The sequence below is a fragment of the Lysobacter enzymogenes genome, from assembly GCF_900106525.1.
Taxonomy (GTDB): Bacteria; Pseudomonadota; Gammaproteobacteria; order Xanthomonadales; family Xanthomonadaceae; genus Lysobacter; species Lysobacter enzymogenes.
Window position 1 is genome coordinate 409,882 of record NZ_FNOG01000005.1, and the last position, 26,133, is coordinate 436,014.

The 26,133-nt window shown below is 71.1% G+C and carries 23 protein-coding genes and 1 pseudogene; 10 read left to right on the top strand and 14 right to left on the bottom strand.

Annotation, left to right across the window (positions count from 1 at the left end; translation table 11 throughout):
• The 6 genes from BLU84_RS14690 to BLU84_RS14715 all read right to left on the bottom strand — a co-directional run bounded on the left by BLU84_RS14690 (window position 1) and on the right by BLU84_RS14715 (window position 8,768).
• Window positions 1–2,208 carry a TonB-dependent siderophore receptor gene (locus BLU84_RS14690; protein ID WP_074868536.1) on the bottom strand — a complete coding sequence of 736 codons (2,208 nt, stop codon included), beginning with the start codon at window positions 2,206–2,208 and terminating at the stop codon, window positions 1–3.
• Window positions 2,209–2,530: 322 nt separating this feature from the next.
• Window positions 2,531–4,714: a glycoside hydrolase family 3 N-terminal domain-containing protein gene (locus BLU84_RS14695; protein WP_074868539.1), complete on the bottom strand. Its 2,184-nt coding sequence runs from the start codon at window positions 4,712–4,714 to the stop codon at window positions 2,531–2,533.
• Between the two features lie 542 nt (window positions 4,715–5,256).
• Window positions 5,257–5,646 (bottom strand): DUF6180 family protein, encoded by a 390-nt coding sequence (locus tag BLU84_RS14700; RefSeq protein WP_139175013.1) that lies wholly within the window; start codon window positions 5,644–5,646, stop codon window positions 5,257–5,259.
• Window positions 5,647–5,695: 49 nt separating this feature from the next.
• Window positions 5,696–6,919: an OmpA family protein gene (locus BLU84_RS14705; protein ID WP_074868544.1), complete on the bottom strand. Its 1,224-nt coding sequence runs from the start codon at window positions 6,917–6,919 to the stop codon at window positions 5,696–5,698.
• Between the two features lie 208 nt (window positions 6,920–7,127).
• Window positions 7,128–8,354 carry an NO-inducible flavohemoprotein gene (gene hmpA / locus BLU84_RS14710; protein ID WP_074868547.1) on the bottom strand — a complete coding sequence of 409 codons (1,227 nt, stop codon included), beginning with the start codon at window positions 8,352–8,354 and terminating at the stop codon, window positions 7,128–7,130.
• A 45-nt stretch (window positions 8,355–8,399) separates the two neighbouring features.
• A complete protein-coding gene (locus BLU84_RS14715) occupies window positions 8,400–8,768 on the bottom strand; it encodes a group III truncated hemoglobin (RefSeq protein WP_074868548.1) in 369 nt (122 codons plus the stop codon).
• Window positions 8,769–8,893: 125 nt separating this feature from the next.
• Between BLU84_RS14715 and BLU84_RS14720 the strand changes: the two genes are divergently transcribed.
• On the top strand, window positions 8,894–9,316 hold the full coding sequence (locus BLU84_RS14720) for an Rrf2 family transcriptional regulator (RefSeq protein WP_074868553.1): 423 nt from the start codon (window positions 8,894–8,896) through the stop codon (window positions 9,314–9,316).
• A 176-nt stretch (window positions 9,317–9,492) separates the two neighbouring features.
• Here BLU84_RS14720 and BLU84_RS14725 read toward each other — a convergent pair whose 3' ends face one another.
• Window positions 9,493–10,695 (bottom strand): glycoside hydrolase family 5 protein, encoded by a 1,203-nt coding sequence (locus BLU84_RS14725; RefSeq protein WP_074868559.1) that lies wholly within the window; start codon window positions 10,693–10,695, stop codon window positions 9,493–9,495.
• Window positions 10,696–10,911: 216 nt separating this feature from the next.
• Between BLU84_RS14725 and BLU84_RS14730 the strand changes: the two genes are divergently transcribed.
• The 3 genes from BLU84_RS14730 (at window position 10,912) to BLU84_RS14740 (ending at window position 13,510) form a co-directional block, all read left to right on the top strand.
• The gene (locus BLU84_RS14730) at window positions 10,912–11,682 is read left to right on the top strand and encodes a DNA/RNA non-specific endonuclease (protein WP_074868562.1); all 771 of its coding nucleotides are present in this window, start codon (window positions 10,912–10,914) and stop codon (window positions 11,680–11,682) included.
• 292 nt (window positions 11,683–11,974) lie between these two features.
• Window positions 11,975–12,898, top strand: a complete 924-nt coding sequence (locus tag BLU84_RS14735) for a glycerophosphodiester phosphodiesterase family protein (RefSeq protein ID WP_074869008.1) — start codon at window positions 11,975–11,977, stop codon at window positions 12,896–12,898.
• Window positions 12,899–12,955: 57 nt separating this feature from the next.
• Window positions 12,956–13,510, top strand: coding sequence for an HdeD family acid-resistance protein (locus tag BLU84_RS14740; RefSeq protein ID WP_074868564.1), 555 nt, complete (start codon window positions 12,956–12,958; stop codon window positions 13,508–13,510).
• Window positions 13,511–13,554: 44 nt separating this feature from the next.
• On the opposite strand, the pseudogene BLU84_RS27785 reads toward BLU84_RS14740, so the two are convergent.
• The 6 genes and pseudogenes from BLU84_RS27785 to BLU84_RS14770 form a co-directional block, all read right to left on the bottom strand.
• Window positions 13,555–13,752 (bottom strand): annotated as a pseudogene (locus BLU84_RS27785) (DUF4287 domain-containing protein); the annotation flags it as partial.
• A gap of 379 nt (window positions 13,753–14,131) precedes the next feature.
• Window positions 14,132–14,929: a DUF4198 domain-containing protein gene (locus tag BLU84_RS26575; RefSeq protein ID WP_170849173.1), complete on the bottom strand. Its 798-nt coding sequence runs from the start codon at window positions 14,927–14,929 to the stop codon at window positions 14,132–14,134.
• Window positions 14,930–14,979: 50 nt separating this feature from the next.
• On the bottom strand, window positions 14,980–15,474 hold the full coding sequence (locus BLU84_RS26580) for a hypothetical protein (protein WP_074868566.1): 495 nt from the start codon (window positions 15,472–15,474) through the stop codon (window positions 14,980–14,982).
• Complete coding sequence (locus BLU84_RS14760) at window positions 15,471–16,094, bottom strand: HupE/UreJ family protein (protein ID WP_211664546.1); 624 nt, start codon at window positions 16,092–16,094, stop codon at window positions 15,471–15,473. The genes BLU84_RS26580 and BLU84_RS14760 overlap by 4 nt, the downstream gene beginning before the upstream one ends.
• A complete protein-coding gene (locus BLU84_RS14765) occupies window positions 16,091–17,314 on the bottom strand; it encodes a hypothetical protein (RefSeq protein WP_074868569.1) in 1,224 nt (407 codons plus the stop codon). The genes BLU84_RS14760 and BLU84_RS14765 overlap by 4 nt, the downstream gene beginning before the upstream one ends.
• A 112-nt stretch (window positions 17,315–17,426) precedes the next feature.
• The gene (locus BLU84_RS14770) at window positions 17,427–18,929 is read right to left on the bottom strand and encodes a GH-E family nuclease (protein ID WP_074868571.1); all 1,503 of its coding nucleotides are present in this window, start codon (window positions 18,927–18,929) and stop codon (window positions 17,427–17,429) included.
• 258 nt (window positions 18,930–19,187) lie between these two features.
• Here BLU84_RS14770 and BLU84_RS14775 point away from each other — a divergent pair, with 258 nt between their 5' ends.
• The 5 genes from BLU84_RS14775 to BLU84_RS14790 all read left to right on the top strand — a co-directional run bounded on the left by BLU84_RS14775 (window position 19,188) and on the right by BLU84_RS14790 (window position 23,683).
• Window positions 19,188–20,384, top strand: a complete 1,197-nt coding sequence (locus BLU84_RS14775; RefSeq protein ID WP_083382613.1) for a benzoate/H(+) symporter BenE family transporter — start codon at window positions 19,188–19,190, stop codon at window positions 20,382–20,384.
• A gap of 159 nt (window positions 20,385–20,543) precedes the next feature.
• The gene (locus BLU84_RS14780) at window positions 20,544–20,858 is read left to right on the top strand and encodes a hypothetical protein (protein ID WP_074868576.1); all 315 of its coding nucleotides are present in this window, start codon (window positions 20,544–20,546) and stop codon (window positions 20,856–20,858) included.
• Window positions 20,859–20,948: 90 nt separating this feature from the next.
• Window positions 20,949–21,965 (top strand): transporter, encoded by a 1,017-nt coding sequence (locus BLU84_RS14785; RefSeq protein ID WP_074868579.1) that lies wholly within the window; start codon window positions 20,949–20,951, stop codon window positions 21,963–21,965.
• A 184-nt stretch (window positions 21,966–22,149) separates the two neighbouring features.
• Window positions 22,150–22,290, top strand: coding sequence for a hypothetical protein (locus BLU84_RS27220; protein WP_170849174.1), 141 nt, complete (start codon window positions 22,150–22,152; stop codon window positions 22,288–22,290).
• Window positions 22,291–22,408: 118 nt separating this feature from the next.
• Complete coding sequence (locus BLU84_RS14790; RefSeq protein ID WP_074868582.1) at window positions 22,409–23,683, top strand: YcaO-like family protein; 1,275 nt, start codon at window positions 22,409–22,411, stop codon at window positions 23,681–23,683.
• A 193-nt stretch (window positions 23,684–23,876) separates the two neighbouring features.
• Here the strand turns inward: BLU84_RS14790 and BLU84_RS14795 are convergent, their stop codons facing one another.
• The gene (locus tag BLU84_RS14795) at window positions 23,877–25,007 is read right to left on the bottom strand and encodes a M23 family metallopeptidase (RefSeq protein ID WP_074868587.1); all 1,131 of its coding nucleotides are present in this window, start codon (window positions 25,005–25,007) and stop codon (window positions 23,877–23,879) included.
• A gap of 424 nt (window positions 25,008–25,431) precedes the next feature.
• On the opposite strand from BLU84_RS14795, the gene BLU84_RS14800 reads away from it, so the two are divergent.
• Window positions 25,432–25,779 carry a hypothetical protein gene (locus tag BLU84_RS14800; RefSeq protein ID WP_139175015.1) on the top strand — a complete coding sequence of 116 codons (348 nt, stop codon included), beginning with the start codon at window positions 25,432–25,434 and terminating at the stop codon, window positions 25,777–25,779.
• Window positions 25,780–26,133 lie beyond the last annotated feature (354 nt).

Sequence of the window (26,133 nt, forward strand, 5' to 3'; positions counted from 1 at the left end):
TCAGAACCGGTACGTCACCGACGCGCGCAGGTTGCGCGGCTCGCCCCAGGTGTAGGTGCTGTAGACGTCGAAGATCGTGTAGTAGCGCTTGTCGAGCAGGTTGTCGAGGTTGAGCGCGGCCGAGACGTGCTCGTCGAAGCGATACGCGAGCATCGCATCGAGCAGCCAGTACGGCCGGGTGCGATGTTCGACCGTGCCGCCGCCGGGCGCGCCGACCGGTCCGAAGCTGCTGCTCTGCCAGCGCGCGCCGCCGCCGACGGTCAGGCCGTCCAGGGCGCCATCGAAGCGATAGCTAGTGTGCGCGCTGAACTGATCTTCGGGTTCCAGCGTCGACACCTTGACGCCGCGCTGGCGCGCGACCTTGTGCGCATAGCCGCCCTGGATTTGCCAGCCCGGGCGCAACTGGCCGGACAGTTCCAGCTCATAACCTTCGGTGCGCACGCCTTGCAGCGCGCGATACGCATCGCCGCCGGTCGGCGTCTTGCCGCCGCTGGGCACCGGGTAATTGTCCTGGTTCAAACGGAACGCCGCGGCGCTGGCGTTCAAGCGGCCGTCGAAGAATTCGCCCTTTAAGCCCAGCTCGTAGTTCTCGCCTTCGCGCGGATCGAGCGCGCGCCCGCGCTCGTCCTGCTCGACCTGCGGCTTGAAGATCGTGCTGTAGCTGGCATAGGCCGACAGATAAGCGTTGAGGTCGTAGACCGCGCCCGCATACGGCACCACCACGCCGCTTTCGTCGATGCCATCGGTCTTGTAGTTGGCGATGCGGCTGCCGAGGATCAGCTTGAACGGATCGGCCAGATCGAAACGGCCGACCAGATACGCGCCGCTCTCGCGGGTGGTCTGATCGTTGTCGAAGCCGCGCTGCCAGGCCGGTTCGGGGATGGCGCCGTTCCATTGCCGGTAGTCGGGCACCTGCGTCGGATAGTCCGGCGGCGCGAAATAGCCGACGTTGGTCCAGCGCTTGCGCGAGGCGCTGGCGCCGAACACCAGCTCGTGCTCGCGTCCGAACCATTGGAAATGGCCGCTGACGTAAGCATCGGCGGCGTTGGCCACGGTCTTGCCGACGTACTGGCCCAGCCACAGGCCGACGCCGCTGCCGTCGCGAGGATCGGGATGGCCCGCCGCCGCCGCGCCGAGCGCGGCGTCGTAGCCGTTGACCTGATGATTGAGCTGGAGCTTGGCGACCCAGCCGTCGCCGAAGCGATGCTCCAGCGTGGCGAAGCCGGTGCGGGTGTACTGCCGCCAGCGGCTCCAGTCGGCGCCGTTGTTGAACGAGCGCGGCACGCGATAGAACTGGCCGTCGGCGTCGAGCAAGGGAATGCCGCCCCAACTGGAGCCGCGCGGATCGCTGTCCTGGGAGTCCGCGCCGAGGGTCAGCAAGGTGTCGGGGGTCAGATCGGCTTCGACGATGCCGTAGAACACCTCGGTGCTGCGCTGGTAGCGCTGGCTGTAGCCGTGCTTGTCCTGGCGCACCGCGACCGCGCGGCCGCGCACCCGGCCGTCGTCGCTCAAGGGCCCGGACACGTCGACTTCGCCGCGGTATTCGTCCCAGGAACCCGCGCCGAGCGTCGCCTGGCCCTTGAACTCGCGCGTGGGCTTCTTGCGGATCAGGTTGATCGTCGCGCCGGGATCGCCGATGCCGGTCAGCAGGCCGGTGGCGCCCTTGAGCACTTCGATGCGGTCGTAGATCGCGGTGTCGCTGAGCGTGTTGCCGGCCGAGTAGCCCGAATCGCGCTGCATCGGGATGCCGTCGTACTGGAAGTTCTGGATCGCGAAGCCGCGCGCGTAATACTCGGTGCGCTCGCTGTCGTAGGTGACGATGCTGATGCCGGGGGTGACGCGCATGACATCGTCGATGCCGGTCAGGCCGAAATCGTCCATTTCCTGGCGCCCGATCACGCTGATCGACTGCGGCGTCTGGCGCGGGGTCAGCACCAGCCGGGTCGCGGTCGCGATGCTGCCCGGCGTATACGAGCCGCTGCCTTCGGTGACGGTGCCGAGCTGGTTGGCGACGACTTCGACCCGGTCGAGCTCGGTCGGATCGGTGGCGGCAGCCGCGCCGTCGCGCGCGGGTGCGGCGGTCTGGGCGACGGCGAGGATCGGCGCGGACCACGCCAGCGCGCCGGCCAGGGCAAGCGCCAACGGCGCACGGCGCAGGCCGCGCGGACGCGGTGCGGGGAGATGAGCAACGCAGGGATCGAAGGACACGGCGAACGCTTCCGGCAGAAGGAGGATGACTCCTCTGGCGGCGGCTCGAGGTGCGAACGCGCGCAGCGGTGGCGCGCGCGGGCGCTCAGTATAGGCCGGATCCGGCGGGGCGCCGGGGCGCGGGAAGGATCGTCCTGCTATGCGGCCGGACAGGCTGGGCGAGCGGGCCTGCGCGACCGATGCCCGCCGATCGGTCAGACCATCTGCGCAAAGCGAACCCGACCGTCACGCCCGCCACGCGACCGCTAAGACCTGGGCCGGAAACGAAAAGGGAGAGAGCCGCGCCCTCTCCCTTTCTCTGCGCCGCCGCGGCGCCCGCGCCTTAACCCTGCGCGGCCAGCAACTCGAACTGCACCGCCTCGCCGGCCGTGGCCGACGGCGCCAGCCACAGGTCGAACAGGCCCGGCTCGGCGACGGCGCGGTTGTCGACGCCGCGGAACTCCAGGTCGGCGCGGCTCAGCGCGAACTCGACTTCGCGGCTTTCGCCCGGCGCCAGCGCGATCTTGGCGAAACGCTTGAGCTCGCGCACCGGGCGCACCCGGCTGGCGACGCGGTCGCGCACGTACAGCTGCACCACTTCTTCGGCCGCGCGTTCGCCGACGTTGGTGATGCGCACGCGCGCGCGCAACTCGCCGTCCCAGGCCAGCGCCGGCGCGTCCAGCGTCGCCGCGCCGTATTCGATGCGGCCATAGCTCAAGCCGTGGCCGAACGGATACAGCGCGGTGTGGTCGGTTTCGCGCCAACGCGTGCGGAACGCCTCCAGCCCGCCGGGAACGTACGGCCGGCCGGTGGCGGGATGGTTGTAGTAGTACGGCTGCTGGCCCGACTCGTGCGGAAAGCTGACCGGCAGGCGGCCGCCGGGGCTGTGCTCGCCGAACACCAGATCGGCCACGGCGTGGCCGGTCTGGCTACCCAGGAACCAGGTCACCAGCACCGCGTCGGCGCGCTGCAACGGCCCCAGCGCCAGCGCGCGGCCGCAACGCAGCAGCACGATCACCGGCGTGCCGGCGGCGAGCACCGCTTCGGCCAGCGCCTGCTGCGCGGCCGGCAACACGATCTGGGTGCGCGACTGCGCTTCGCCGGAAAAAACGCTGGGTTCGCCGAGCGCGAGCAGCACCGCGTCGGCGCCGCGCGCGGCGGCCACCGCGGCGTCGATGCCGCCGTCGATGGCGCTCTCGAAGTCGCAGCCTTCCACCACCTCCAGCGCGTCGCCGTCGGCGAGCGCGGCGCGCAGGCCGGTTTCCAGGTCGACCTCGCGCGAGGGGTCGCCGAAGATGTTCCAGCAGCCGGCGAGGTTGGCGCGGTCGCGCGCGAACGGGCCGATCAGGGCGATGCGCTGGCCGGATTTGCGCAGCGGCAGCACCTCGCCGTCGTTCTTGAGCATCACCACGCTGCGCCGCGCGGCTTCGCGCGCGAGTTCGTCGTGCGCGGCCAGATACGGCGCCGGGCCGGGCGGCGCCTCGTTCAACGAGCGATAGGGATTGTCGAACAAGCCCATCCGCGCCTTGACGGTGAGGATGCGGCGCACCGCGGTGTCGATGGCCTGCACCGACACCTTGCCCTCGCCCACCAGCGCGGCCAGGTGGTCCATGAACACGCCGCTTTGCATGCTCATGTCCAGGCCGGCGCCGATGCTCAGCTCGGCGGCGTGCTTCTCGTCGGCGGCGTAGCCGTGCGCGATCAGTTCGAAATCGGAGGTGTAGTCGGAGACCACGAAGCCTTCGAAGCCCCACTGCTCGCGCAGCACGCCGGTCAGCAGCTCGCGGTTGGCAGTGGCGGGCACGCCGTTGATGTCGTTGAACGAACTCATCACCGTCAGCGCGCCGGCCTCGATGGCGGCCTTGAACGGCGGCAGGTGCACGTCGAACAGGGTCTGCGGCGACAGGTCGACGGTGTTGTAGTCCAGGCCCGCACTGACCGCGCCGTAGGCGGCGAAATGCTTGGGCGTGGCCAGCAGCGAATCGTCGGCGGTCAGGTCCGGGCCCTGGAAGCCGCGCACGCGGGCGCGGGCGAAGGCGCAGGCCAGCACGGTGTCTTCGCCGGTGGTTTCGGCGACCCGGCCCCAGCGCTGGTCGCGGGCGATGTCGACCACCGGCGCAAAGGTCCAGTGCAGGCCTTCGCGGGTCGCTTCCACCGCCGCCGCGCGCGCGGTGCGCTCGGCCAGCTCGGGCTCGAAACTGGCCGCTTCGCCGAGCGGGATCGGGAACACGGTGCGCATGCCGTGGATGACGTCGGCGCCGAGCAGGATCGGGATGCCGAGCCGGCTTTGCTCGACCGCGATGCGCTGCAGTTCGCGCCCTTCCTTGGCGCCGACGCCGTTGAACAGCGCGCCTACCTGGCCGGCCCGGATCATCTCGCGGGTGCGATCGGGTCCCCACTGGAACGAGTCCGGATTGACGTCGAAAGCGAAGGGGCGGATGGAATCGGCCAGGATCGACAGCTGACCGATTTTCTCCTCCAGCGTCATCCGATCGATCAGTGCCTCGATATCAACGCGGCCGGTCATTTAGTAACGCTGCCCTGCATGGAAATATGGTCTATTCATCATATGTAACCGATTACATGAGTGTCAACGCACAGGCCGCCGGTCCATCCCGGACCGGCCCGATGGCCGCGCGAAAGCATCGCCGCCCGGCGCGCCTGGGGCGGCGCCGGGGAGCGGAGAGTAGACGATTCGCCGGGGCCGCGCTGCACGGGGCGGCCCTAGGGGTTGGGCGGGGCTGGACCTGCGCGCTTCGCCCTGCCCGGCGGACACGGTGGGGCCCGGCCGGTAAACGGGTTTGCGTCGTAATCCGACTAGCGCGGTCGCAGCTTGCGCAGCTCCTACAGTCGGCATTGCCGCAACGCAGCCCCTGTAGGAGCGACGCGAGTCGCGACCGCGAAACCGCGCTTGCGTCGAAAACCGACTATCGCGGTCGCAGCTTGCGCAGCTCCTACAGTCGGCAATGCCGCAGCGCAGCCCTTGTAGGAGCGACGCGAGTCGCGACCGCGAAACCGCGCTTGCGGCGCAGGCCGGTCAACGCTGCCTGCACCGGCGCAACGCCTACGTCATTTGGCCGCCGGCTTGACCGCCTTGCGGATCTCGCCGGACACCCGGGTCGCGATGCGTTGCGGCTCCGTCAGGTTCGGGCCGGAGTAGTCGAAGGCCTGCACCACCCAGGCCGTGTAGGTGCCGGCGGCGATGCAGTAGGCGATCAGCGCGCGGCCGTCCTGCGGCGGCCCGGACACGTGGGTGATCAGGGTCTTCTGGTCGCGGTTCACCCGCGTCGCATAGCCCAGCGCGGCCGCGCCGCGCGCGATCGCCGCGTTGCAGGCCGGCAGGCTCAACTGCGCGGTCGGCACGCGGTCGACGTCCAGGCCCAGGCTGAAATCGTTGGCCAGGCCGCTCATCGGCAGCGTCAGGCCGATACCCAAGATCGTTACCCACGCGATTTTCATCAATGCCTCTCCTTGCTTAGCTCTGCGCAACACCGCCCAGCGCGCGCGATCACGTGCGCAGGAAGATCTCGACCCGGCGATTGAGCTGACGCCCGCCCGGATTGTCCTGACCTGCGATCTCGTTCGGCGCCACCGGTTGCGCTTCGCCGTAACCGCGCGCCTGCGCCTGTTGCGCGGCGCCGCGCTCGCGCAGCGCCGCGGCCACCGCCAGCGCGCGCCGCTGCGACAGCGCCAGGTTGTAGTCGTCGCTGCCCTTGGCGTCGGTGTGGCCGCCGATTTCCATGGCCGAGGCGCGCACGTCCTTGAGCGCGGCGGCGAGCGTGTCGAGCACCTTGGCCGCGTCGGTGCGGATCTCGGACTTGTCGAAGTCGAACAGCACCCGGTCGTTGAGGGTGATGAGGTAGCCGCACGGCGCGCCCGGCGGCGCGAATTTCTTCAGCGGCGGGAAGCGCCCGGCCGGCGGCACCTTCGGCAATGCCGGCAACCGCACCGGACGCGCGGGCGTGTCGACCAGGCCGGTGCCGTCGCCATTGACCACGACCAGGCCGAGCGGACCGTTCCAGCGGCCGGAGCCGTCGTTGTTGATCGTCACCAGGCCGAGCGGCCCGTTCCAACTGCCGCTGCCGTCGCCGTTGTTGCGGATCAGGCCGCTGTCGCCGTTCCAGGTGCCGGCGCCCTTGCCGTCCAGGGCGATCACCCCGGCCGGGCCGTTGTACGAGCCCGAACCGTCGGCCTCGACCCGCACCAGCGCGCCCTCGCGGTCTTCGTCGTCTCCGCCGCCGGCATCGCCGTTGATGCTGCCGCTGCCGTCGGCGTTGACCGTGATCAGGCCGCCCTCGTAATTGGCGGTGCCGCTGCCGTCGGCACCGATCTTGAAGATGCCGTCCTCGCCGATGCGGCTCAACTGGCCCTGCGCGTCGACGCTGGTCAAACCGGCGTCGCGCAGCAGCGCGCCGCCGCCGTCGCAACGCGCGGGCGACACGCTGACGCCGGCGATGGGATCCAGCGCCGGCGCCATCGCCGACTCCAGCGCGCGCTGCGCGGGAGTGACGCCGACGATCTCGGGCACGACGATCAATGGAATCGCCGGGAACTGCGCGGCGACGGCGTCGGCGAGCTTTTGCGCGTCGGGATCGGCATCCGGCTCAGCTTCGGCGACGGCCGCAGCGGCCGTGCGCGCCGCAGCGGCGGGCGCAGGCGCTGCGTCCTCGCGCCCACAGGCGGCGAGCGCGGCGGCGGACAACAACAACCAGGGAAATACGTGGGGGCGCATGCGGAACTCCCTCTCCGAAGACGGACATCCATAAGAACGATGGCGCGGCGCTGCGACCCGAAGATCGCGGCGCCCCCCTGCGCGCCCGCTGTGGTGTCTTTTACCCGATGACGGCGACGAGGAAAAGACCAAGGCCGCCGGCATCGCCCGATGGCGCATCCGCGCACGCTGCGTTCATGCGCGCTTCGACGCAGCGAACGCCTGCGTCCTACGCGGCCAATTGCTCGTCGCTCGGCCCGAAAAATTCATAGTGCACGCGCTCGCCGGCCACGCCCGCGCTTGCCAGCGCCGGCACCAGCGCGCGCAGGAACGGGCGCGGGCCGCACAGGTAGATGTCCGCATCCAGCAGCGGCACGTTGGCGCGCAGCCAATCGGTGTCGATCAACCCGGCGCGGTGCGGCTCGCCGCGCGCGGCTTCATCGGCAAGCGGCTGCGCGTAGAACGTGCTCACGCGGATGCGTCCGTGCGCCTGCGCGAGCGCGCGCACATGCGCGGCCATCGCGTGGCTGGCGCCGTCGGCGGTGCCGTGCACGTAGTGCGTGTCCAGATCCGGATGACGCGCGGCGATGGCTTCGAGCATGCTCACCATCGGCGTCAGCCCGACGCCGCCGGACAGCAGCACCACCGGGCGCGGCGGCGCATCGGGCAGGAAGAAGTCGCCGGCCGGCGGGGTCAGCTCGATCCGGTCGCCCGGCTTCACCGCATCGTGCAGATGGCGCGAACCGCCGTGGCCGCGCGCCTCGCGCTTGACCGTGATGCGGTAGCCCTCGCGGTTGGGCCCGCAGGAGATCGAGTAATTGCGCTTGACCGCGCCCTGCCCCGGCACCGGATAACGCAAGGTCAGGTATTGCCCGGGCCGGTGCGCGATCACCGCGCCGCCGTCGGCCGGGCGCAGTTCGAAGGAAACGATGGCGGCGTCGCGCGAGGCGTTCTCGGTGCGCTTCGCCGCGACGACGAACTCGCGCCAGCCGCTCCAGCCGCCGACCGCCTGGGCCAGTTCGCCGCGCAGTTCGGCTTCGCGCCGCTGCAGCAGATCGGCCAGAAACCAGTACGCCTCGCCCCACGCCGCAAGCACCTGCGGCGTGGCGGCCTCGCCGAGGGTTTCCTCGATCGCGCCGAGCAAGGCGCGGGCGACGAAGGGATAGTGCTCGGGCAGGATGTGGTAGCCCACATGCTTCTGCGCGATGCGCTCCAATGCGCCGGCCAGCGCGGGCAGATCGTCGATGTGCTGCGCGTAGGCCAGGATCGCGCCGGCCAGCGCATGCGCCTGGGCGTTGTCGCCGCCCTGGTTGGCGTGGTTGAACAGCGCGGCGATGCGTTCGTCGCGGAACAGCCGGCGGTACATCGCGGTGGTGACGGCGTGGCCGTGCGCGGCCAGCGCGGGCACGGTGGCGCGGACGACGGCCGCGGCGGCCTCGTTGAGTGCGGTGGTCATTGCGGTGGAATCCTTGCGTGGGGAGAGAGTCGTTTCGGGCCGGGCTCAGGCCTGCGCCAGCAGGCGCTGCAGGTGTTCGGCGATGCGGCCGGCGCGCGCCTGCACCGCGGCGGCCTGCGCCGGCGGCAATGTGTGTTCGCTGCAGCGGCGCCATAGCACCAGCCAATGCGCGAACAGTTCCGGCTGGATGCGCCCGGCGTGGCGCAGATGCATTTGCGCCGGATTGCCGCGGTAGCGGCCGCTGCCGAGCATCAGCGAGGTCCAGAAATCGACCAGCCGGCGCTCGTGCGCGTCCCAGTCGTCGATCGCGGCGGCGAACACCGGGCCGAGCCGGTCGTCTTCGCGCACCGCGGCGTAGAAGCGGCGGACCAGCGCCGCCAGGGCGGCTTCGTCCAGATCATGAGAGCTGCGCATGGCGCCCCTCTTAAACATTCATTACGAATGAATGATATTGCGCGCACCTAAAACATGCAAACAAAATGACTGTTATGATGCCGCGACCCGATGCCGCACCCCGGCTGCGCACCCGCCTTCCGCCGATGAAACTGAGCCTGTACACCGACTATTCCCTGCGCGTGCTGATCCACCTGGGCACGCACCCGGGCGAACTGGCGTCGATCGCGCAGATCGCCCAGGCTTACGGCATTTCCCACAGCCACCTGACCAAGGTGGTGCAGGATCTGGGCGCGGCCGGCTACATCGAGACCGTGCGCGGCCGCAACGGCGGCATCCGCCTGGGGCGCGCGCCGGCGAAGATCGGGCTGGGCGAGGTGGTGCGCCACACCGAAGCGCATTTCGATCTGGTCGATTGCAGCGGTTGCCTGATCGCGCCGGCCTGCGGCCTGCCGCCGATCCTGGCCGAGGCGACGCGGGCGTTCTTCGCGGTGCTCGATGGTTATACGGTGGCGGATCTGCTGGGCAAGCAGCGGGCGTTGCAGCGGTTGTTCGCTGTCGGCGGGTAGCGTTGGGCTTTTATGCGGGAGCGGTGCGAGCCGCGGATGCGACATCGTGCTTGCGGCGTAGGCCGATTCTCGCGGTCGCGACTTGCGTCGCTCCTACAGGGGCTTCGTTGCGACATTCCCGACTGTAGGAGCGACGCGAGTCGCGACCGCGACACCTCGCTTGCGACGCAAGCCCCCTACTCGCGGCCAGCCGACAACCGCTTGCGGATCGGTTCGAACACCGGCGTGGCCTTGCGCGGCACCGGGTCGGGCTTGCCCTGCTCCATCGCCTCCCAGTAACGCCAGTCGACTTTGCCTTTGCCCAGTTCGTAGTCCATCGCGTCCCAGGCGTCTTCGCGGAAGGCGTAGAAGGCCCAGTGCGCGCCGGCGCGGTCGAGCGCGGCGAGCACGTCGTCGAGGTAGCGCGCGCAGTCGTTCAACTGGCGCACGCAGCCGAATTCGCCGGCGACCAGTCGCGTGGCCGGCACCTCATGCGTCTTGGCCCAGTCGAAGGCCTGCGCCAGGTGCGCGGCGACGCGTTCGCGGTTCCAGGTCTGCTCGCCGTCGCCGTACGGGGCCGGGCCGGGATAGACGTAGGGCTTCGCGCGCTTGAGGTTGGGCGCGCTGGTGACCTGGTAGGGCTCGTACATGTGCACGCTGTAGAGCGTCTTGGCGTCGGCCAGCGGCGCCGGCCAGTAGTCGAAGCCGCCGGCCGAGGCGTACCAGCCGGCGTCGAGCATGATCGGGGTGTCGGGGTCGACTTCGCGGATCGCTTGCACGATGCGCTGGTAGAACGCCGGCAGGTCGCGCGCGCCGCCGCGCTGCGCTGCGTACCAGTCGCGGCGCTGCTGCGCGCTCGCGTATTCGCTGAGCCCGGCCTGTTTCTCCGGCGCCGGCTCGTTGATGAGGTTGTAAGCGGCGATGCCGGGCTGGTCCTTGAGTTCGCGCGCCAGATCGCGCCAGAACCGCGCGGCTGCCTCCCAATGTTCGCGGTCCTGCCACAGCCGGTCGTCGAAGCGGCCGCCGTTGTTCTGCGCCCAGCGCGAGTACGGCAGCGACAGCGGCGCGACCACGGTCTTCAGGCCGGCCGCGTCGGCGCGCGCCAGCGCCGCCTTCAGCGTCTTCAGGTCGGCCGGCGCCAGGCGCTGGTAGTCGTCGGCGTCGCCGATCAGGAAGTCGCGGCCTCCGGGCTTCCATTTATCGTAGGACAACCGCACCCAGCTCGCGCCGTAGCCGCGCAGCGCGGCGAAATAGGCCGCGTCCGGCGGCAAGCGGTTGAAGCTGTTGCCGCCGTGGCGCGGCGCGTCCCAAAAGCCGATCAGGTCGGCGGCCGCGGCCGGGCGCGGCGCGTTCAGGGCCACCAAGGCCAGGGCCAGCACAGGCAACGACAGACGGCGCATAGGCGATTTCGAGCGATCCCGGAAACAGCGCTGCAGGCTAAGAACGCGCGGATGAACCTCGGGTGAGACCCGGCGGCGCGACAGATCCGGCAAAAGCGTGACCGCGTTAAAAGCGCTACTGCGTCGCGGAACCGGCTCAAGTCACATCGATTGTCACGAAGCCGTTCTATACGGCTGCAATTTTGTGCGCATCCAGCACGGACCGGACCCGCCCCGATGAAATTCGCCGCCTGCCTCGCCGCTGTGGGTCTCGCCCTGGCCGCGCCCGCCGCCTTCGCTGCCGCCTGCACCAGCGCCCACAACGAGCAATACCCCAGCGGCCGCAAGCCGGTGCTGAGCAACGCCGACCTCAACGAGCAGACCCTGTCGATCTGCTACCAGGACTACAACCTGTACGCCTCCAAGGTCACCGGCACCAACCTGTGGTCGGCCCAGCATCTGACCCGGGCCAAGGTGATCGGCGCCGAATCGATCAACCGCATCGATTCCAATTTCTTCAGCGAGACCGGCTTCCCGACCAAGCACGCCAGCTACACCAACAGCGGCTACGACCGCGGCCACATGATGCCGGCCGGCGACGCCTCGACCACGCCGGCGCAGAAGGAAACCTTCTCGGTCGCCAACATCGTGCCGCAGGCGCCCAAGCTCAACCGCGGCACCTGGGCGAGGATCGAGAGCCTGGTGCGCACCGTGGCCAAGGAATGGGACGAGGCCTACATCGTCACCGGCCCCGACTTCGACGACATGAACACCACCATCGCCAGCGGCGCGGTGGTGGTGCCGAGCCAGACCTGGAAGGCGGTGTACGTGCCGTCGGCCAAGGTCGCCGGCGCCTATTGGTGCGTCAACAGCGACGCGTCGAGCTGCTCGCTGATTTCGCTGAACGAGCTCAAGCGCCGCGCCTTCGTCGATCCGTTCCCGAGCCTGGGCACGGCGTTGCGCGCGCAGACCTCCGCGGATTGGACCGACATTCTGGTTCTGCCCTGAGCTTGCGGCTGCGCGCTCGATCGCGCGGCCGCGTCGCGGCTGCGGCTTCGGATCGGGCCGCTGCGGATCGGTGCGCTTCGACAGCGGCGCTAAGCTCGCGTCGCGACCCCACCGATTCTGGCGGCCGTCGCGAAGCATGCTTGGCATCACGAAAACGCCGCGCCCTCCGGCGCGGCCGCTGCACGCCTGGGAGCGCCGTCGCGCTGTACTGGGTGCGTCGCTATCGCCGCTTTCCGGCACGCCCCCGGCGCGCCGGCGGATCGCGACGCCCCTCCCCCAGGAGTTGTCGATCATGAAGTTGCACACCCACCTGCTCGCCGCCGCGCTGGCCGCGGCGGTGCTGCCGGCGGCGACCGCCTGCGCCAGCAGCCGGCCGCTCATCGTCGCCCACCGCGCCGGCACCGCCGACTATCCCGAGAACACCCTGCTGGCGATCCGCGGCGCGCTGGCCAACCGCGCCCAGGCGCTGTGGCTGAGCGTGCAGCTCAGCGCCGACGGCGTGCCGGTGCTGTACCGCCCGCAGGATCTGGCGACGCTGACCGATGCGCGCGGACCGGTGTCGCAGTACACCGCGGCGCAACTGGCCGGATTCAACGCCGGCTACCTGTTCCCCAACCCGGACCCGGCCGCGCCCAATCCCTACCCGTACCGCGACCGCCCGCAGCCGCTGCCGAGCCTGGACTCGGCGCTGCAACTGATCGCCGGCCGGGTGCCGGTGATGCTGGACCTCAAGACCGCGCCGGACCAACGCCTGGTCGACGCGGTGGCGGCGGTGCTGGAACGGCGCCAGGCCTGGAACAACGTCCAGTTCTATTCCACCGAGTCGGGCTTCGACCCGATGCTGGCGCGGCATCCCAAGGCGCGCCGCTTCGAAACCCGCGACGCCACCCGCGGCCGCCTGCTGCAGGTGGCGCTGGAGCAACGCTGCGAGCCGCCGGCCGCGCCGGTGTGGACCGCGTTCGAACTGCGCCGCCGGCTGGAAGTGGAGGAAACCTTCACCCTCGGCGTCGGCGCCACCACGATTCCCGCGGCGACCCTGTGGACGCCGCAATCGGTGGCCTGCTTCCGCGAGCGCAGCGCGGCGGTGGGCATCCTGGTCATCGGCGTGAATTCATCCGACGACTACCGCCGCGCGGCCATGCTCGGCGCCGATGCGGTGCTGGTGGATTCGCCGGCCGCGGCGCGGCGCTGGAGCTTGCCGGCGCGGCGCCCTTAAGCCCCGGCCTCAACCTCCGGCGCCGCGCGATTTCCCGCCACGCCGGAGGCCTTGCGCATGAACGCTCCCCTGATCGCCCATTTCGCCCGCCACTGGTGGGTGCTGCTGGTCTACGGCCTGATCGGGCTGGGCTTCGGCATCGCCTGCTTCGTCGCGCCCGCGGCCAGCGTGGTCGCGCTGGTGTGGTCGTTCGGCCTGATGGCCTTGCTGGAGGGCGCGCTCAGCGCGGTGGCGCTGTTGTCCGGCCCGTCCGCGCTCGGCAAGGGCTGGCTAGCGCTGTATGCGCTGGCCTCGCTGGCGTTCGGTGCGCTGGCGCTGGTGCGGCCGCTGGCGATCGCCGATGCGCTCATCCTGCTGCTCGGGCTATGGCTGGTCGTCGGCGGCGTGCTGCGCGTGTTCTGGTCGGTCGCATTGCGCAAGGCCATCGACCACGAGTGGTTCCTGGCGCTGAGCGGGCTGCTGGTGCTGGCGCTGGGCGCGCTGTTGCTGCTGTATCCGCGCGTGGCGCTGGTCGGCGTGGTGTGGTGGATCGGCCTGGGCGCGCTGGTGTTCGGGCTGTTGCAGGTGTTCGTCGCGCTGCGCGTGCGCAGGCTTTCGCGCCTGCGGGTCTGAGCGTTGCGCGGCGCGGGCCCGGACGCGCCGGGCCCGGGCCGGGCTCAGCCCTTGCCGGCCAGACGATAGGCGACCAGGGCGTTGGCATGGCCGTGGCCGAGGCCGTGCTTGCTCTTGAGCTCGGCCACCAGGTCCATGTGCTTGCGCGCGCCGAGCGCGTCGATGATCGCGAACCAATGCGCGACCAGTTTGCCGTAGGTCTTCTCGATCGAGGGGAAGTACGAGGCCGGGCCTTTGACCTTGTCCGCGCTGGCGGCGGGCGCGGCGGCGGATTTGGCCGGTTTCGCGGCGGCCGACGGCTTCGCGGCGACGGCGGTTTTCTTCGCGGCCTTGGCCGGCGCGCTGCGCGGGGCAGCGGATGCGGCGCTCGCGGTCTTCTTGCCGGCCGGCTTCTCGCTCGCGACCTTCTTGCTGGCGACTTTCTTGCTCGCGGTCTTGGCCGCAGGTTTCGCGGCGGGCGTCTTGGCTTTGCTGGCGGTGGCCATGCGGACTCTCCTGAGGGAAGCCCGATAGTGCGGCAAACGCGGACGCGGCGGAGGTGACAAATGTTAGATCGACTGCGCTGTGTCGGTGCTCGCTGCGGACGTATCGAATCGGACACGCACGCCCCGCTCCTTCGCGCTAACGCGGCGCCGCTTCGACGATGTCGAAACTCAGGCTGGTGAAGGTGGTTTCGAAATCGACTTCCGCGCCGGCCGGCAGCGGCCGGGTCCAGATCGCGTTCAACAGCCAGGTGCCGGCGCCCGGGGCTGCGAACTCGGCGCGGCCGGCACCGTCGGTACGGCGCGCGTCCAGCGGTTGCGCGTCGTCTTCCAGCCGGGTCAGCTTGACGAGCGCGCCGGGCAGCGGCCGGCCCTGCCACAGCACCCGCACCGGCAGCCGCGCGGCGCGCGCCTGCGGATCGGCGTCGAGCAGGATCTCCAGCGGCAGGCCCAGCGGCTGCGCCAGCAAGGCCGCGACCCCGGCCGGCGCCGGGCCGGCGCGCAGCAGCGCCTTGCTGCGGCGGCTGTAGCGCTCGGCGCCGTCGGCGTTCTCGCGGCCTTGCGCGCGGCGTTGCTCCAGCGCCGGGGTCAGGCCCTCGGCGCGCAGATAGTCGTTGAAGCGCGGCGCCGGCAGGCGGCTCTGCGCACCGGCATCGGTTTCCAACACCAACATCCAGGCGCCGGCCGGCACGGCGATGCGCGCATCGGCCGGCGCGCGCGGGTCGGGACGCAGTTGCGCGCGCAGGTCGAGACGGCGGCCGTCGCCGCCGACCGCTTCGAAGCGCTGGATCCGCCGCGCCGGAATCGCCGAGCGCTGGCGGTCGCGGCCGTGGCCCACCTGCAAGGTCAGCGCGATCGCGGCTGCTGCGTCGCTGCGATAAGGCTCGGGCTGGATCCAGAAATCGTGCGCGGCGGCCGGCGCGGCGCAGGCCGACATCAACAAGGCGCTCGTGAGTAAAGACCAGATACGCGGCATCGCAGTGCGTCCTATTCCAGATGATCGGGAAGATTGCCGGGCAAGGCCGGCGACCCGGTCGAAACCAGCATCAGCAGCGCCACCGCCAGCAGCCACGCGCCGCCGATGCGGACCGCGATGCCGCCGCCGCGCGCGGCCAACCAGTGCGCCGGCAACGCCAGCGCGAGGCAAACCGGCGACCACGGCGAAGGCGCGGACGCGGCCGGCGCTAAGCTCGCCCACGCCACGCAGACGCCGGCCGCGCAGGCGAGCATCCACGTCGCGCACTCGCGCACAGCCGGCGGCGCGTACAGCGCGCCTGCGACCGCCGCCGCGACGATCCAGCACGCCAGGGTCGGATACCGCGTCGAAGCCAACACAGCCGTCGCCGCGCCACAACCTGCGACCAACGCCCAGGCCGCAGCGAACGCCATCGCCGCATACCAGCCGACACGCGCCGGCACCAACCCCAACAGCAAGCCCAGCGCCGCGCACAACACCGCCGGCGCCCACACCGCGCCGCTCATGCGCGCAGCGCCGAAACCACGAATGCGACGCCGACCGCCGCCACCGCCGCGCCGAACCCACGCAACGCAACGGGACTGGCGCGCAGGCCGAGTTCGCCCAAGCCGATGCCGAACACATGCAGCAAGCCAGTGGCGAGCACGAAGCCCAGGCTGTAGCCGGCCGGATCGGCCGCGACCGGCAGCTCGCGGCCGTGCGCATAGCCGTGCAGCAGCGCGAAGCCCGCCACCAGCGCGCACGCCGCCCACACCGGCGCGCGCCAGCGCCAGGCGATGCACGCGCCCAGGGCGAACACCGACAAGGCCACCCCGCCCTCCACCGCCGGCAACGGCAGGCCCCACAGCGCCAGCGCCGCGCCGGCGACCATCATCAGCGGGAAGGTGGTCGGCAGCGCCAGACGCAACGGCGATCCCAACTGCGCGCCCCAGGCGCCGACGCAGACCATCGCCAGCAGATGATCGCCGCCGCCGAACGGATGGGCGAAGCCGGCCGCGAATCCGGCGCCCGGCCCGCCGCCCGAGTGCGCGGCGGCCGCGCCGGCGTACAGGCACAGCGCCGAAGCGACGACCGCGCGCGTAGCGATCCGCGCACGCAAGAACGCGCAGCGACGCGCGACGCTCACGGCCGGTACTCCCGCTCGGCTGGCACCAGGAACGGAAACCGCGACACCGACGGCGTCTTCTCGTCGCGCAGCAAACCGTCGCTGACGCTGTCGGTGCGCCCGTCGACCAGCAGCGAGCGATAGACGTTGATCGCCGCCTGCAACGGCGTGCGCCCGCCGCAGTCGCGGCGATAGGCGCGGCGGCCAGCGGCCTGGGCCAGTTCAACTGCGAACGGCTGCTCGCAGCGCCGGCGCCGGCTGTCGATCCACAAACGGTCGTCGGCCAGCAACTGCGCCAGCGCGCGATAGCGCTGCGCACCCGGCGCGGCCAGCAGCGAATTGCCGCAACGGCCGTCGAAGCCGTCGTACAGCGCTAGGCCCTTTTCGATTTCGGGAACGAACTCGCCGCCCTGCGCCGGCGCGATGGCGTTGTAGCGCTCCTTGAGCCGGTCGCTGATTTCCTCGCCGTCGAGCGTGCCGAGCAAAGCGTTACCGGTCAGCACCCGGCCGGCGCGGTCGATGCGGCGTTCGGAGGATTCGGTCGCCGCCCACACCGCCAGCAGCGGGCCGCCGCGGTCGGCGGCTTTCAGATCGATCTGCACCACCAGCGCCGCCGGCGTCCAGCCGGCGAGCAGGTTGCTCGCCGCGCCGCCGTCGGTGTGGCGCCACTGCTCGGCGATGGCGCGCACGGTGTCCGCGTCGAGGCGGGCGCAACCGCTCGCATCGCGCGGTGCGCCCGAACGCAGCGCGGCGTCGGCGACGTTGTAGGCGGCGCGGGTGCCGCGCACGTTGTTGTAGAACGGGTCGTCGCGCAGCCCGGCGAACACGCGCAGGCGGCGCTTTTCGCCCCACAGCCCGTCCTCGCCGCGGGCGTCGCCGCGCGCGGCATCGACACCGTCGGCGACGCACTCCGCGCGTTCGGCGGCAGGGAAACGGCAAACGATCTCCAGGCTGCGCTCGGCGCCGCCGAAGCGGTGCGCGCTGTCGATCCGGAACACATAGCGCAGGCGGTCGGAGAAGCTGTGGCCGACTACGGTCATCGCGAGGTTCAAGCGGCGGCCGTCGGGCTGCATCCACGCGTAAAGATCGCCGATGTCGGCGCGCGGGTCGGCGATGACACTGGGCGAATCCAGGTGATCGGAAGCCCGCGCCGGCGTCGGCGCGACGGCCAGCGCGGCGGCGAGCGCGAGCGGAGCGGCCAGCGCGATGCGGCGGGGGCGCGGCGGGTAGGAAACGGACATGGCGGCGGCGTCTGGCGAAGGAGCCGTCAGTACACCGCCGCGGCCACGACCGCGCTGTCGGAATCTTTAGCGACCGCGGCGTTAGCGACCGCAGCGCGGCCGCGCCCACCGCTTACATCGCCATCGGCCGCCCATCGCGCTGCTGCACGTCCATCGCCTGCGCGCCGGGCTGCGCCTGCTGCGGGTCGTGCCGCAACTGGTGCAATTCCCGGCCGCTGTCGTTGGCCGGCTGCGCGCGCCCCTGCTGCAGGCCCACCTCGGTGTACACCCAGGCGTCGGGCTGGCCGGTGTAGGCGTAGAAGGCGCGCTGCTGCGGGTTGTAGGCCACCCCGCTGGTCTCGGCCCAACCTTCGTTGCGCACCGCCAGGGTCAGCGCGGCGGCGACGTTGGCGGTTTCGTCCGCGCTCAATCCCAGGCCGTGCTGGCGGTTGTGGCCGGCGACCTCGGCATAAGCGGCGTTGTACAGCGGCGTGTCCGGGTTGCGCGGATTGCCCAGCGCATAGCGCGGTTGCAGCACCTGCACCGGCTCGTCGTCGTCCTGCACCGGCTGCGGTTGCGGGTGGCGGTCGAGCCAGACGTGCAGATCGTCCATCGCCTGACGCTCCTCCAGCGATTCCGGGCCGATCTCGACGAAGGCGCGGTCGAGCTCGTTCTCCGGCTCCTCGTGTTCGCGGTCGCCGCGGTCGAGGTACTCGCCGTGGATGTCCAGCTCCCACTCGTGCGAGCAGTTGGCGGCGCGGCTGACCAGGCGCAGGTTGCTCGTGTCGTTGTACAGGTCCAGCGCCTCGGCCTTGGTGATGACGCCGCCGCGCGCTTCCAGCGTCGCCCGGGCGACGTCTTCGAACGGACGGATGTGGTCGATGTCGAAGGCGTCGCGGGTGACCAGTTGCCGGGTCACCGGGCACTCGAACAGCGGGATCTCACGGTGGTAGTCCGGGTCGGCGTCCATCGAAACGGTGCCGCGGTACTGCTGCGAGAGCTGGTGCTCGAACCACTTGCCCTCGACCCGGGTGTCGAAGCTCAGCGCCGAGCGTCCGTCTTCCAAGGCCCAGTCCTGGAAGCGCGTGGTGGTGCGGCGGGCGGCGTCGCGGACCGGGTCGAACGGCGCGTGCTCGGCATCGGGATCGAAACGGAAGTGACGGTCCGACCAGTCCCTCCACGCGTCCGAGCCGACGCCTTGCTCGAGCGCGCGCTCGGCCGCGGTGCGGCCGCGGTTGATCGCGCTGGGCAGCGCGCGCAGGTTGCCGACGTCGTTGTAGCCGATGTGCGCGTCGGCCTGGCTGCGCGCGCCCAGGTCGGTCAGGTGCTGCTTCCACGGCTGCACGTGGTCGATGTCCAGCGCCTCGGCGGTATGCCAGGTGTCGGACTCGCGGTTGCGGAACAGCAGCACGTCGCTCTCGCCGAGCCTGACCGGCACCACGTCCATATGCTCGCGGGCCCAGTCGTTGCGCATGTAGTGCACGGTGGAATCGTAGAACGCCAGGCCGGTGCGGCTGGCGTTGGGGTTCCAGGCGCGCGCCTGCAGTTCCGGGCCGTGCGCGGTCGGGCGCAGATCGTCCCAGGTGGCCAGGTTCACGTAGCCGCCGCCGCTCAAGCGCTGTTGTTCGATGCCCATGATCCGTCCCGCTCGCTATGCAATGCCTGCAACAACGTTCAAAGGCGGGGGCACAGGCCAAACCGAAGGCGTCGGGCCGCGCGCGCAGCTCGGGCCTACCCGCCTGCGGTCGCGGCTGCCGGGTACGCTCGACCCGAGCGTGCGTCCGCGCCGCAGCGCCCGCGCGCAAGCCGCCGCGCGCCGAAAATCCCTCGCCGCGCACAGCCGGCCGCACGGCCGATGCCGCATGATCGGGGTTTCGCCCCGCCCCTCGCCCGCATGCCCTCCTTGCGCGATCTGTCCTTATCCGCCGTCGTTGCCGGCTTCGTCGCTGTCTTGGTCGGCTTCACCAGTTCGGCCGCGATCGTGTTCTCCGCGGCCCGCGCCAGCGGCGCCGACCAGGCCGAAATCGCCTCGTGGATGTGGGCGCTGGGCCTAGGGATGGGCGCGACCTGCATCGGCCTGTCGCTGCGCTACAAGGTGCCGGTGGTGACGGCGTGGTCGACGCCCGGCGCGGCGATGCTGATCACCGCCGCGGCCGGCCTGCCGCTGGCGCAGGCGATCGGCGCGTTCGTGATCAGCGCCGCGCTGACCGTCGCGCTGGGCTTCAGCGGCTGGCTCGAACGCGCGCTGGCGCGGCTACCGGCGAGCCTGGCCGCGGGCATGCTCGCCGGCGTGCTGCTGCGCTTCGGCCTGGACGTGTTCGTCTCGATGCAGAGCCACTTCGCCCTGGTGTTCGCGATGCTGCTGAGCTTCCTGCTGGCGCGGCGCTGGCTGCCGCGCTACGCGGTGCTGGTCGCGCTGGCCGTCGGCGTCGGCGTGGCCGGCGCGCAGGGCGGGCTGCACCTGGAGAAGCTCGAACTGGCGGTGGCGATGCCGGTGTGGACCACGCCGCAGTTCTCGCTGGCCGCCACCGTCGGCGTGGCGATCCCGCTGTTCGTGGTGACGATGGCCTCGCAGAACGTGCCCGGCATCGCGATCCTGCGCGCGCACGGCTACCGCGAGGTGCCGGCCTCGCCGCTGGTCGGCTGGACCGGCGTGGCGACCTTGCTGCTGGCGCCGTTCGGCGCGTTCTCGCTGAGCCTGGCGGCGATCACCGCGGCGATCTGCATGGGCGAGGACGCCCACGAAGACCCGCGCAAGCGCTACATGGCCGCGGTCGCCGCCGGCGCGTTCTACCTGCTCACCGGCGTGTTCGGCGCCACGGTGGCGGCCGCGTTCGCGGCGTTTCCGCAGGCGCTGGTGATGGCCATCGCCGGCATCGCCCTGCTCGCCACCATCGGCAACGGCCTGGCCTCGGCGCTGCACGATCCGCAGGAACGCGAGCCGGCGCTGATCACCTTCCTGGTCACCGCCTCGGGCTTCACCGTGTTCCAGGTCGGCTCGGTGTTCTGGGGCATGGTCGCCGGCGTGCTCGCCACCCTCGTGCTGCGCTGGCGCAAGCCGAAGCCGGCGGCGACCGATCCGGCGCGCTGAGCGCCGCGCGGGCCGGCGGCGCCGGTCCGCGGCCGACGCCAGCGCCCACAGCGCGCGCCCGAAAGCGGCCCGACGCCTGCCATTCCGGGGTCCGTACGGACGATGCCGCCGCGCCCGCACCGGGAGTATGCTCGGCCGTCATCCCCACGGAAGCGCCGCATGGAAGCCCGCCGCGAATCGGCCCTGGACTCGCCCGGCCTGCGCGCCCTGCTCAGCCCCAGCGTGATCGTCAGCCTGGCCCTGGCGCTGACCGCCGCGGCGTTGGCGCTGCTGTACTTCCTGCGCGGCGGCGCCGACCTGCCCGCGCCCGTCGCCAGCGCGACCGCAGCGGCGGCCGTGTCCGCCCCGGCCGCACCCGCCGGCGCCACCGCCGCGACGCCCCCACCGGCGCCGGAGCCGGTCGAGTTCCGCTGCGTCAACGGCCTGCGCGTACGCAAGCAGGGCAGCAGCTATTCCAGCGACGGCCGCTGCTGAGCGCGCGGCCGCCGGCGCCGCCATGACGCGGTCGCGCCTTTGAGCTAGCGTAGGCGCCCTGTTCTCCGCTTCATCCGGATCGCCGCTCCGATGCGCATCGCCGACGCCAGCTACGGTTCCAACGAAGACGGCCTGATCTGGGGCTACCGCTTCGTCCCCGGCCAGCCGGCGCAACCGATCAGCACCGACGCGGTCGCCGCCTTCCTGTCGGCGCCCGCCGACGGCGACGGCGGCGGGTTCCTGTGGCTGCACTTCTCGCTGTCCAACACCGGCAGCGAGCGCTACCTGCGCCGCGCCCTGCTGATGCCCGACGCGTTCTACGACAGCCTGCGCAGCGAAGTCGGCTCGACCCGGCTCGAGCTGGACGACAACGCCCTGATCGCGGTCGTCCACGACGTGCTGTTCGACTCCAGCTTCGACGCCTCCGAAGTCGGCACCACCACCTTGTGCATCGGCCCGCGCCTGCTGGTCAGCGCGCGCCTGCGGCCGCTGCGCTCGGTCGACCAGCTGCGCGCGGCGGTGCGCTCGGGCCAGCTGTTCCGCTCGCCGGTGGAGCTGCTCGCGCATTTGCTGCGCGACCAGGCCAGCGTGCTCGGCGAGATCCTGCGCAAGTGCACCCAGCAGGTCGACCGCATCGAGGACCGCCTGCTCGACAACCGCATCGCCAGCGACCGCACCCAACTGGGCTCGCTGCGCCGCAGCCTGGTGCGCCTGCAGCGGCTGCTGGCGCCCGAGCCGACCGCGCTGTTCCGCCTGCTCAGCCGGCCGCCCGAGTGGATCGGCCGCGACGACATCGGCGAGCTGCAACAGGCCGCCGAGGAGTTCTCCACCGCGATCGGCGATTCGGTGGCGCTGGTGGAACGGGTCAAGCTGATCCAGGAAGAACTGGCGGCGCTGGTCAACGAGCAGACCGGGCGGACCTTGTTCGTGCTGACCGTGGTCACCGTGGTGGCCTTGCCGATCAACCTGGTCGCCGGCCTGTTCGGCATGAACGTCGGCGGCATGCCGCTGGCCGAGAACCCGCACGGGTTCTGGGCGGTGGTGCTGGGCCTGTGCGTGCTGACCGGGGTGCTGGCCTACGCCGCGTTCGGCCGGCGCCGCGACTGACATCGCAACCACAGCGCGGCTGAATGCGCGCCGCGTTCACGCGCTTGGTCGCTGCATCACAAATTCAAACAATTCGCCGCACGCCGCCGGGCGGCTTTGCTATAGAGGAACGGCAGCCGCCGGGAGGGCGCAGGCCCGCGTCGGTACGCTGCGCCATCGCACGACTAACCATATGAGGGACTATATGAAGAAGGCAATCGATATGCCGCTGATCATCAAGAGCGGCCCGCGTCTGATCGAACCGCTGTCGACCCTGGAAGCCCATGACGTCCAGCCGGAAGTGACTTCCGACGAACTGGACTTCCTGGAAGCGCACGCCAAGTAAGGGCGCCACAAGCGCGTCCGGTGTCTGCCGGCGCGGCGACGGCACGGAGCCCGCCTCCGTGCCGCCGCATCCGCGGCGCCGCGGCGCGCCGCATCCAGCGCAAGGGAGAGCGCTCCGCATGATTCCTCTGGAACGAGAACGCAGCCTCGAGCAGGCCGAACGCGCGCTGCGCGGCTTTCTCGATGCGCAAGGCTGGCGCGCCGAACTGCAGCGCGCCGGCGCGCCGTTCGCGGCGACCATCTGCACGCTCTACGACGAGGCCGACGGGCGCCAGCTCGGCAACGGCTTCGGCAAGGGCGAAGCCGAGCCGGCGCGGGTCGGCGCGCTGTTCGAAGCGGTCGAGCATTTGTTCACCGGCAAGGCGCCCGCCGACGCCGAACTGAGCCTGCGCAGCGGCGCCGATTGCCTGGCCGATCCGCTGCTGGCCGCGCTGCCGTTCCGCGCCGCGTTCGTCCAACAACCCGAGCGCAAGCTCGCCTGCCGCACGTATCGCTCCTTCGACCCGCGCGAACCGGAAGCGACGCTGCCGCTGTTCCTGTCCTACCCCACCTACCTCGACTGGCGTCCGCCGCAGGACGACTTCGATTACGCCGCCGCGCTGCGCTTTGGTTCCAACAACGGCACCGCGATCGGCAGCAGCCTGGAAGAAGCCGCGGTGCACGCGATCGGCGAATTGATCGAGCGCGATGCCTGGTCGCTGTTCCTGGCCGCGCATTACCTCGGCGACCCGGCCGCCCACGGCTACCGCCTGGCGCCGGACGACCTGCCCGCGCCGCTGGCCCGGCGCCTGAGCGACGCCAGCGCGCAATTGCAGCGCGAGATCCTGCTGATCGACGCGCGCAGCGACCTCGGCGTGCCCTGCTTCATCGCCACCGCCGCCGACCTGCACGACGGCGAGCTGCTGCACCCGTGCGGCTACGGCGCCTCGCTGTATCCCGAACACGCCGCCACCCGCGCGATCACCGAACTGGTGCAGACGCTGGAACTGCCGCGGCTGCAGCCGCGGCTGAGCGGCTACCCGCAGGCGGTGCTCGACGCCTTGTCCGCGTATCCGAAGCTGCGCGACTGCGCGGTGTTCGCGATCGACCGCGCGCGCCTGCGCCGCGGCCGCTGGGACTACCCGGCGCCGGCGCCGATGCCGCCGGCCGAGTTGCTGCCGCAATTGGTCGCGCGTCTGCGCGCGCGCGGCATCGACCTGCATTACGCGATCAACCACGAAGAACCCGGATGCTTCTGCGTGGTCAACGTGGTGTCGATGGCGCTGGAGCGCTTCTTCCTGGTGTGCTCGGGCATCGTCATGGCGCCGGGGCAGCGCGGGCGCGAGCTGCTGGCCGGACGCTTGCCGGTGCCCGGCAGCGCGGCGGCGCGCGAGGCGGAGGCTGTTCTGGCCTGAGTTCGTCGCCGCTGTCCGCGCTCGGTTGGGCGCGGCGCGGTTTCGCGGTCGCGCACCGAATTCAATCGTCCCTGCGCAACAGGCTCAGACCACTGCGATCCGTAGCAGGCGCTTCAGCGCGCGGGCCCGTTTCAGCGAAGTGGCGTCCTCGGGTTCCGCTACTGACGCAGATCGGATAGATGCGGCAGTCCGCTCAACGCGGAAATTCGATCACCGAACTGGCCTCGGGCAATTCGTTGCGGCGCTCGGCAGCGACCCCGTCGGCGCGCGGCTGCCACCGCCGTTCGCCCAGCCCTTTCGCGCCAGGGTAATAGCCGAGCAAGCGGAAGCCGTCAAAGCCGTAGCCCACTCCTTCGCCGAGCAGCGGCACCGCTGCGTCGGCGACGTGGAAATGCAGGTGCGGCCCGGTCGAATCGCCGGTGAAGCCGAGTTCGCCGATCGGCTGGCCGCGGCGCACGCGCTGGCCCGGCTTCACTTTCACGCTGCCCGGCCGCAGGTGCTCGTACACCGCGTAACGGCCGTCGCCGAGCGCCAGCGACACGTAGTTGCCGGCAGCGCGGTCGAAATCGTTGCGGGTCTGCTGCGACACCCGCTCGTTCTCGGCGATGCCGTCGCGCGCCGCGGCGATGGTGCCGTCGGCCACCGCCAGCACCGGCTCGCCGTAGCCCAGCGCGTTGGCGGCGATGTCGGCGTCGCCGCGGGTGGTGCGGCCTTGCGCGTCGACGCGGACGAAGTCGATGGCGTAGCGCCCGGGCAGGCGCGCGCGGCCGTCGAGGGTGTAGAACACCCGCCGATGCCCGCGCGGCCACTGCGGCGCGTAGATCGCCGCCCACGGGCCGCCGCGCAACGGCGGCGCCAGTTGCAGCGTCGGCGCCGGGCGCGGAACCAGTTGCGCGCCCTCGACCTGCCCCGGCTCGGCGCCGGGCACGGAGAATTCGACCTTGTGCCGCAGCGCGCGCGGCATCGCCGCAGGCAGATCCAGTTCCAGGTACAGCACCGCGCGCTCGCCCGGCTGCAGCGCGCCGTCCAGCGCCGCATTCTGCGCGCCGATCACCCGGCCGCGCGCGGCCAAGGCCTCGCCGCGCCAGGCCGCCAGCGCCGCGCCGCTGTCGGCGTCGAGCACGCTGAGCCCGTCCAGGCGCAGCGGCGCCGCGCCGAAGTTGGTGAGGTGCAGTTCGTACAGCAAGCGCTCGTGGCCTTCGACCGCGATCGGCGCGGGCGCTTGCGGCACGGCCAGATCGAGCGTGTCCGCGGGCGCGGCGGAGGCGGCGCCGCAGGCGAAGGCGGCGAGGACGAGAGCGGACGCGAACAGGCGGCGCAGCATGCGGCGATTCCGGGCCGGAGGGATGGGCGAGCGGGAGCGGTTCGGCGAAGACGCGAGCCAGGCCCGCAGCTTCGGCCAAGCCGGCGGCCGCGTCCCCTGCCGTTTGTCATCAACCCCGACTGCAACGCACCGGTCGCGGGGCGAGCACGAACGTGCGAACTCCGATTCGGATCAGCGGCTTCAGCGTGGTCCAAAGCGCGAAGCAGCGGGGTTGCGATTGCCTTGGCGTTGCGAAGCGGCGACACGTACGCGTGGATCGTCGCCTGCCTGTCTGTCGTTGCTGCGGCGCCGCGGCGGCGGCGCCCGTGAAACGCGAACGGGTGTGGGTTCCGGCCGTGGGTTTTGGTGCTTGCGTTCGCATCGCCAGTGGAGAATCATCCCACCTCCCGCGGCCAAGGAGGCCGCCTGCCCGCCCCGCCCCGACATGGACCGTCGTCTTCTGCGCGCCCCGCGCCGCCCGTTCCCGCTTGTGTTCGCCGCGCTGCTGGCGACGACGCTGGCCGCCTGCTCCAGCTCGGTGCCCGAGCGCCAGGTGCGCGAAGACTTCGCCACCTTGCAGCAGACCGGCGCGATTCCGGCCAAGGCGCGGCTGGAACGCATCGAGCTCCACGACGGCTGGAGCGACGGCGCCGAAATCGAGGTGTATTTCTGCCTGCCCGCCGCCGAGGGCCCGACCCGCGGCTGCGAACCACGCAATGCCGGGTTGTCGTACCAGAAGCTCGGGGAACGCTGGCAGTTGTTTTCGGTGGACGCTGAGCAGTTGGTGCAGTGAGCGGGGCGTGGCGGCTTGAGGCCTTGCGACAAGCATCGTGCGCGGGCGCCGAACGCTCCCGCCGCCGTCGCCGCGAGATCGCGCACGGACGCCGAACTCTCCAACCGTCATCCCCGCGAACGCGGGGATCCAGGGCTTTATCCAGGCATGACTCTGAAGTCTCTGGATCCCCGCGTTCGCGGGGATGACGGCTTGAGAGAGACGCGGCGAAACCTACCTACCGTCATTCCCGCGAAAGCGGGCTCCGGTTTGCTTCGGCGGAGCCGAATATCCAGGGCTTAATCCAGGCATGACGCTGAAGTCTCTGGATCCCCGCCTTCGCGGGGATGACGGCTTGGAGGGACGCGGGAAATT

Coding starts and splice junctions, on each gene's coding strand:
- BLU84_RS14695 (WP_074868539.1), bottom strand. CDS start 4,714: ATGACCGGCCGCGTTGATATCGAGGCACTGATCGATCGGATGACGCTG.
- BLU84_RS14700 (WP_139175013.1), bottom strand. CDS start 5,646: ATGAAAATCGCGTGGGTAACGATCTTGGGTATCGGCCTGACGCTGCCG.
- BLU84_RS14705 (WP_074868544.1), bottom strand. CDS start 6,919: ATGCGCCCCCACGTATTTCCCTGGTTGTTGTTGTCCGCCGCCGCGCTC.
- hmpA (WP_074868547.1), bottom strand. CDS start 8,354: ATGACCACCGCACTCAACGAGGCCGCCGCGGCCGTCGTCCGCGCCACC.
- BLU84_RS14715 (WP_074868548.1), bottom strand. CDS start 8,768: ATGCGCAGCTCTCATGATCTGGACGAAGCCGCCCTGGCGGCGCTGGTC.
- BLU84_RS14720 (WP_074868553.1), top strand. CDS start 8,894: ATGAAACTGAGCCTGTACACCGACTATTCCCTGCGCGTGCTGATCCAC.
- BLU84_RS14725 (WP_074868559.1), bottom strand. CDS start 10,695: ATGCGCCGTCTGTCGTTGCCTGTGCTGGCCCTGGCCTTGGTGGCCCTG.
- BLU84_RS14730 (WP_074868562.1), top strand. CDS start 10,912: ATGAAATTCGCCGCCTGCCTCGCCGCTGTGGGTCTCGCCCTGGCCGCG.
- BLU84_RS14735 (WP_074869008.1), top strand. CDS start 11,975: ATGAAGTTGCACACCCACCTGCTCGCCGCCGCGCTGGCCGCGGCGGTG.
- BLU84_RS14740 (WP_074868564.1), top strand. CDS start 12,956: ATGAACGCTCCCCTGATCGCCCATTTCGCCCGCCACTGGTGGGTGCTG.
- BLU84_RS26575 (WP_170849173.1), bottom strand. CDS start 14,929: ATGTCGGCCTGCGCCGCGCCGGCCGCCGCGCACGATTTCTGGATCCAG.
- BLU84_RS26580 (WP_074868566.1), bottom strand. CDS start 15,474: ATGAGCGGCGCGGTGTGGGCGCCGGCGGTGTTGTGCGCGGCGCTGGGC.
- BLU84_RS14765 (WP_074868569.1), bottom strand. CDS start 17,314: ATGTCCGTTTCCTACCCGCCGCGCCCCCGCCGCATCGCGCTGGCCGCT.
- BLU84_RS14770 (WP_074868571.1), bottom strand. CDS start 18,929: ATGGGCATCGAACAACAGCGCTTGAGCGGCGGCGGCTACGTGAACCTG.
- BLU84_RS14775 (WP_083382613.1), top strand. CDS start 19,188: ATGCCCTCCTTGCGCGATCTGTCCTTATCCGCCGTCGTTGCCGGCTTC.
- BLU84_RS14780 (WP_074868576.1), top strand. CDS start 20,544: ATGGAAGCCCGCCGCGAATCGGCCCTGGACTCGCCCGGCCTGCGCGCC.
- BLU84_RS14785 (WP_074868579.1), top strand. CDS start 20,949: ATGCGCATCGCCGACGCCAGCTACGGTTCCAACGAAGACGGCCTGATC.
- BLU84_RS27220 (WP_170849174.1), top strand. CDS start 22,150: ATGAAGAAGGCAATCGATATGCCGCTGATCATCAAGAGCGGCCCGCGT.
- BLU84_RS14790 (WP_074868582.1), top strand. CDS start 22,409: ATGATTCCTCTGGAACGAGAACGCAGCCTCGAGCAGGCCGAACGCGCG.
- BLU84_RS14795 (WP_074868587.1), bottom strand. CDS start 25,007: ATGCTGCGCCGCCTGTTCGCGTCCGCTCTCGTCCTCGCCGCCTTCGCC.
- BLU84_RS14800 (WP_139175015.1), top strand. CDS start 25,432: ATGGACCGTCGTCTTCTGCGCGCCCCGCGCCGCCCGTTCCCGCTTGTG.